This window comes from Streptomyces sp. 13-12-16 (assembly GCF_002114215.1).
Classification (GTDB): Bacteria; Actinomycetota; Actinomycetes; order Streptomycetales; family Streptomycetaceae; genus Streptomyces.
Map to the genome: position 1 here is coordinate 1 of NZ_NCTE01000310.1, position 6,301 is coordinate 6,301.

The following is a 6,301-nucleotide window of genomic DNA, read 5'->3' on the forward strand; positions in this document are numbered from 1 at the left end:
GGCCGGACCGGGGAGTCCTCCCCGGTCTCCACCACGGCGGCGGCGAGGAGCCCGACGCCGCCCGTGCGGGCGTGCCCGGCCTTGCCGGTCGCCGAGGACGCCGTCGGCATGGTGGGCCGGGCAGTGGCCCGGCCGCCGCACGTCAGTACCGGCCTGTCGGTGGTGCGCCCGCGGGCGCAGGCGGCCCGGCACACGGTACGTCGCATCTCCTGACGGTCCCTGCCGTGTTGCCGGTATCCGGTTGCGCCGGGAGCCGCCCGTGCGGCATGCGTCTCGCAAGGAGTCTCCCGCGCCCCGAGCCGGCCGTCGTGGCCGCCACGGACCGCGGCCGTGCCGCCGGAACCAAGGGGGCGACGCTGTCGAGCGGCTTCGGCCCGGAGCCCCGTACCGGGCACCGGGCACCGGGCACCGGGAAGGCACGTTCGACGCGGTGATCCTTCCCGGGAGGGAAGGCGTCCGGAAACCGTCGGCGTTCGCCTGCCGGCGGGTGCCGGACGCACCGGGTCCGACCGGACCGGAGCGCGTGTTCGTCGGTGACCACGCCGGGAATCCGCCGCCGGCCGGAGCTCTCGGCATCCGCACCGTCCGCCACACCACGGACCCCGAGGGGACGGCGGCGCGGCTCGACGCGCCCCCGGAGCGTACGGCGGCCGTCTGTCCCGGATCAGTCGCAGGAAGCGCAGCCGGCTCGGCGGTGGCGACAGAACCGGGCGCGAGGCGGTGACGTCGGCGCTCGGTTCGCACCATGGCACGGACATCGTGTTCACCCGCTCCCCGTGCTTCCCGAGCCACGGCGGGCCGAAGCCGTACAACGCGCGGGCTCCGGCGACACCGCCGCGCGCCAGAAGGCATCCAGGTGTCGCCGGGCATGGCGGGACGGGTCGCCCACGTTCCGCGAGACGGTTGTCGAGAACGGAGTGGCCGCCCACCCGGACGAGGTCGTGCGGCTTCATGGATGCGCGCGGCCTTTTGTCGCCGCGAGTCGCTCGTGACGACCGTTGTGGGGGTTCGCACCCGGGTGTGCTCGGCGGTTCGAACGGCCCGCTTGAAGCATTCTTCCTCCACGACCAGGCTGCTCTTCACGTTACCCGATACGAGAAGGCCGGAATGTTCCGGTTCTCCATTTTTCCGTTACCGGCGTAGTCCAGCACTGGCGGTGGGGACGTCCATGGGCTTGCACATCCAGCGATCCTTTATTTTCTCCGGGTCGCTCTTCTTCAATTCGCCACTGAGATCCTGGAACATTTCCTCCGCTTGCTCCCGGACGAACCCACCGACCGCGAATGCGCCGCCGGGGGCGAGACCGTCCATGCGTTACTCGACAGACGCCCGGATTTCCGTGCCGCCGCGCCGGGTTCTCCGCACCCGGGCGTATTAGCGGTGGACCGCCTCGAAGTCTCCCGACCGGTCAAGGACTGTGCCTGCCGGTGCCCGTACATCTCGTCGGGGTCGAAGTTCGGGGCACCGCGCGGCTCTCCGGTGCAGGAGTACGCCTTGGCCGTTCCGTCCCACCGCTTCCCGGCCGGTACGCGCTCGCACATGTCGGCCCCGCATCTGCCGCGCTTGATCGCCCCGAGGAAGAGGGACGGCTTCTTTCCCCCGGGAGGACTCACGTCCGTGTCCGGCGTTCCGATCGAGCCTTTCCCGGACGGCATCGAACTCTTCTTCCGTGAGGAGGGGAGGTGCCGGTCCGATCGGCCGGCCGTCGGATCCGTGCACCACCCGGTCATGAGACGGGGATCGGGAATGCGGTGCACGAAGTGATCGGGTTTCCGGAAGACGCGGCAGCCGCGGTCGACGGCGAGACGGCGGAGGTCGAGTTCCCGCCATACGGGATATGCCGTCCCCTCCGTCGATATGGACGGGCTGATCGGGAGTGGAGCCCTCGGCGCGTCGGGGGCGGGGGCGGATTCCCTCCGTCCGAGATCCTCCAGCTCCCGCGACCCGGCACCGGACCCCTCCGCGTCAGGCCTTGACCGGTCCTCACCGTCGATGTCGCCGGCGATGGTTCCGGGGCGCGCCCTTCCCCGTTCCCGCGGTTCGGTCATCGCCGTGTGCGACCAACGTCCCCGGACAGCACACGTAGGGGGCTCTACGGGTAGCTGGGGGTGGCCGGCGCGGCCGATCATCGATCCCTCAGGACGAACGCCAGCCCGGCGTTTTCGGAGCGCATGATGAGGGAGGCGCTCGCCACCATGACGAGTGATCTTGTGCACGGTACTGACGCCATCGCCATCATCGGCCTGTCGTGCCGCCTCCCCCAGGCACCGGACGCCGGCGCCTTCTGGGAGATGTTGCGAGCGGGCCGCAGCGCGATCACCGAGGTACCGCCGGACCGCTGGGACCCGGACGAGGTGCTGCCGGACGCGCCGGAGCGGCACCGTGCCGGACTGCGCCGGGGCGGGTTCCTCGACCGGGTGGACGGGTTCGACGCCGAGTTCTTCGGTATCTCGCCGCGCGAGGCCGTGGCGATCGACCCGCAGCAGCGGCTGTTCGCCGAACTGGCCTGGGAAGCGCTGGAGGACGCGGGCGTCGTCCCGGAGACGCTGCGCTCCACCGCGACGGGCGTCATCGTCGGGGCGATCGCGGGTGACTACGCGGCGCTGGCACAGCGCGGTGGCGCGATCACGCAGCACTCGCTGCCGGGTCTGAACCGCGGTGGCATCGCCAACCGGGTGTCCTACGCGCTGGGCCTCAACGGCCCGAGCCTGACGGTGGATTCGGCACAGTCGTCGTCGCTGGTCGCGGTACACCTGGCGGTGGACAGTCTGCGCAGGGGCGAGTGCACCCTGGCGCTGGCGGGCGGTGTGGCGCTCAACTTCGCGCCGGAGAGCGCCGAGATCGCCGGACGGTTCGGCGGTCTGTCGCCGGACGGACGCTGCTTCACCTTCGACAGCCGTGCCAACGGATACGTGCGCGGTGAGGGCGGCGGAGTCGTCGTGCTGAAGCCGCTGGCGCACGCGGTGCGCGACGGGGACACGGTGTACGGGGTCGTCCTCGGCAGCGCGGTCAACAACGACGGTGCCACCGAAGGCCTCACCGTGCCCAGCGCCGAGGCCCAGGCAGCGGTGCTGCGGAAGGCCTGCGAGGACGCGGGCGTGGACCCGCGGCAGGTGCGCTACGTGGAACTGCACGGGACGGGCACCCCGACGGGCGACCCGCTGGAGGCGGCCGGCGTGGGCGCCGCGTACGGCAGCGCGCGTCCTGCGGACTCACCCGTCCTCGTCGGCTCGGTCAAGACCAACGTCGGGCACCTGGAGGGCGCGGCGGGCATCGTCGGGCTGATCAAGACGGCGCTGAGCATCCGGCACCGGGAGATCCCGGCGAGCCTCAACTACGAGACGCCCAACCCGGACATCGACCTCGGGGCGCTGAACCTGCGTGTGCAGACCGCGCACGGCCCGTGGCCGGACGCACCGCTGCTGGCCGGAGTCAGTTCCTTCGGCGTGGGCGGGACGAACTGCCACGTCGTGCTCGGTGAGGTGCCCGGGCGGACCGCGCCCGAGGGGGACGCGCCGCAGCCCGGCGAGCCGGAGATCCCGCTGGCTCCGTGGCCGGTGTCCGGACGTACGGAAGCGGCCCTGCGCGCCCAGGCGGGCCGGCTGCTGGCATGGCGGACGGCGGACGGCGACGCGTTCGACATCGGCTCGTCGCTGGCCGGCACCCGCACGCACTTCGGACATCGCGCCGTCGCCCTCGGTCCCGACCACGACGCACAGTTGGAGGCGTTGCGGACCGGCGCCGAGATCCCGGGGCTCGTCACCGGCGTCACCGGCGACCACGGCAAGGTCGCGCTGGTCTTCCCGGGACAGGGCTCGCAGTGGGAGGGCATGGCACGGGAGCTGCTCCGCACCTCGCCGGTCTTCCGCGCCTCGATCGAGGCGTGCCACGACGCTCTCGCCCCGTACGTCGACTGGTCGCTGGTGGACACGCTCAACTCCGAGCCCGGGACGCCCGCCCTGGACCGCGCGGACGTCGTCCAGCCCGTGCTCTTCGCGGTGATGGTCTCGCTCGCCCGGGTGTGGGAGTCGCTGGGCCTGCGGCCGGACGCGGTGGTCGGGCACTCACAGGGCGAGGTCGCCGCAGCGCACATCGCGGGCGCCCTCGACCTGGAGGACGCCGCCAGGATCGTGGCGCTGCGCAGCCGGACGATCATGACGCTGGCCGGCACCGGAGCCCTGGCGTCGGTGCCGCTGCCGGCCGATCGCGTCGCCGAGTACATCGCCCCCTTCGACGGCGAGCTGAGCATCGCGGCGGTCAACGGGCCCGGCACCACCGTCGTGGCCGGGGCTCCCGACGCCGTGGCCGGGCTGCTGGCCCGTTGCGAGGCGGACGGAGTCCGCGCGAAGGCCGTCCCCGCCGTGGACTTCGCCTCGCACTCGCCGCACATGGAAGCCATCCGGGAGCAGCTGCTGGAGCAGCTCGCCGGAGTGACACCGCGTTCGGGCGATCTCGAGTTCTACTCGACGGTCACCGCGAGCGCCATCGACACGGCCGGGCTCGACGCCGGGTACTGGTACACCAATCTCCGTCAGCCCGTCCTCTTCGAGGCGACGCTCCGGGCCATGGCGGAGGACGGCTTCGGCACGTTCGTGGAGTCGAGCCCGCATCCCGTCCTCACTCTCGGATTGCGGGAGACGCTGCCGGACGCGGTGGTCGTGGGGTCGCTGCGACGCAACGAAGCGCCGTGGCCGCCGCTGCTCACCTCCCTGGCGGAGCTTCACGTGCGCGGCCTTGCCGTGGACTGGTCCGCCGTCTTCGCGGGACGCACGCCGCGCCGCGTCGCGCTTCCCACCTACGCCTTCCAGCACAAGAGTTACTGGCCGGAGGTCTCGGCCGCCTTCGAGTCCACCGCGCGGACCGCCGTCCCCCGCCTGCTGGAAGAGAGCGAGGAGGCCGCGGGGGCGGGTCCGACGTGGTCGGACCGGCTGGCCGGCCTGCCGCGGGACGAGCGCGACCGTGAGGCGCTGAAGCTGGTGCGACTGCGCACGGCCATCGTGCTCGGTCACCTGAGCACGGACACGGTCGGCGTCGACCAGGCGTTCCGTGAGCTGGGCCTGGACTCCACGATGGCGGTCCAGCTCCGCCAGAGCCTCGCGGAGGCCACCGGGCTGGCGCTGCCGGAGACCGTCGTCTACGACCACCCGAGCCCGTCCCGGCTCGCCCGGCGGCTGTGCGAACTGGCTCTGGGCGACGTCACGTCACCGGCCGTGGTGCCGACGGCCTCGGCGGTGGACGCCGACGACCCGATCGTGATCGTCGGTATGGCCTGCCGCTTCCCCGGCGGTGCCGGCTCACCCGAGGACCTGTGGCGGCTGGTCGAGGACGGTGTGGACGCGATCTCGGGGTTCCCCACCGACCGGGGCTGGGACCTGGACGGCCTGTACGACCCCGAGCCCGGTGTCCGCGGCAAGACCTACACGCGGCGGGGCGGGTTCCTCCACGAGGCCGCCGAGTTCGACACGGAGTTCTTCGGCATCAGCCCGCGTGAGGCCACCGCGATGGACCCGCAGCAGCGGGTCCTCCTGCAGGTCGCCTGGGAGGCGTTCGAACGCGCCGGAATCGACCCGGGCGAGCTGCACGGCAGCAGCACCGGCGTGTTCGTGGGCGCCATGTCGCAGGAGTACGGTCCGCGGCTGCACGAGGGCGGTGACGGGCTGGGGGGCTATCTGCTCACCGGCAACACCGCGAGTGTCGCCTCGGGACGTCTCGCCTACACCTTCGGTCTCGAGGGTCCGGCGGTGACGATCGACACGGCATGCTCCTCGTCGCTCGTCGCGATGCACCAGGCGGTGCAGTCCCTGCGGGTCGGGGACTGCACGCTGGCCCTGGCGGGCGGCGTCACGGTCATGGCGACCGCGGGCATGTTCGTGGAGTTCGGGCAGCAGCGCGGGCTGGCCCCGGACGGCCGGTGCAAGTCGTTCGCGGCGGGCGCCGACGGCACCGCCTGGGCCGAGGGCGCGGGCATGGTCCTGCTCGAACGGCTCTCCGACGCCGAGGCCAACGGACACACCGTCCTGGCCGTCATCCGCGGCTCCGCCGTCAACCAGGACGGCGCCAGCAACGGCCTGACCGCACCCAACGGCCCCTCCCAGCAGCGCGTCATCAACGCCGCACTCGCCAACGCCCGCCTCACTCCCGACCAGGTCGACGCGGTCGAGGCGCACGGCACCGGCACCACCCTGGGTGACCCGATCGAGGCGCAGGCCCTGCTCGCCACCTACGGGCAGAACCGTGAAGAGCCCCTGTGGCTCGGCTCGCTGAAGTCCAACATCGGTCACGCCCAGGCCGCCGCCGGCAT

Annotated in this window: 2 protein-coding genes; one reads left to right on the forward strand and one right to left on the reverse strand. The window is 72.4% G+C overall.

Annotated elements, in window-relative coordinates:
- Positions 1-206 (reverse strand): hypothetical protein (locus tag B7767_RS46360; RefSeq protein WP_179167135.1); only part of this gene is annotated, 206 nt, incomplete at its 3' end.
- 1,989 nt (positions 207-2,195) lie between these two features.
- Here B7767_RS46360 and B7767_RS47275 point away from each other — a divergent pair.
- On the forward strand, positions 2,196-6,301 hold a 4,106-nt coding region (locus B7767_RS47275; protein ID WP_218775791.1), incomplete at its 3' end, for a type I polyketide synthase.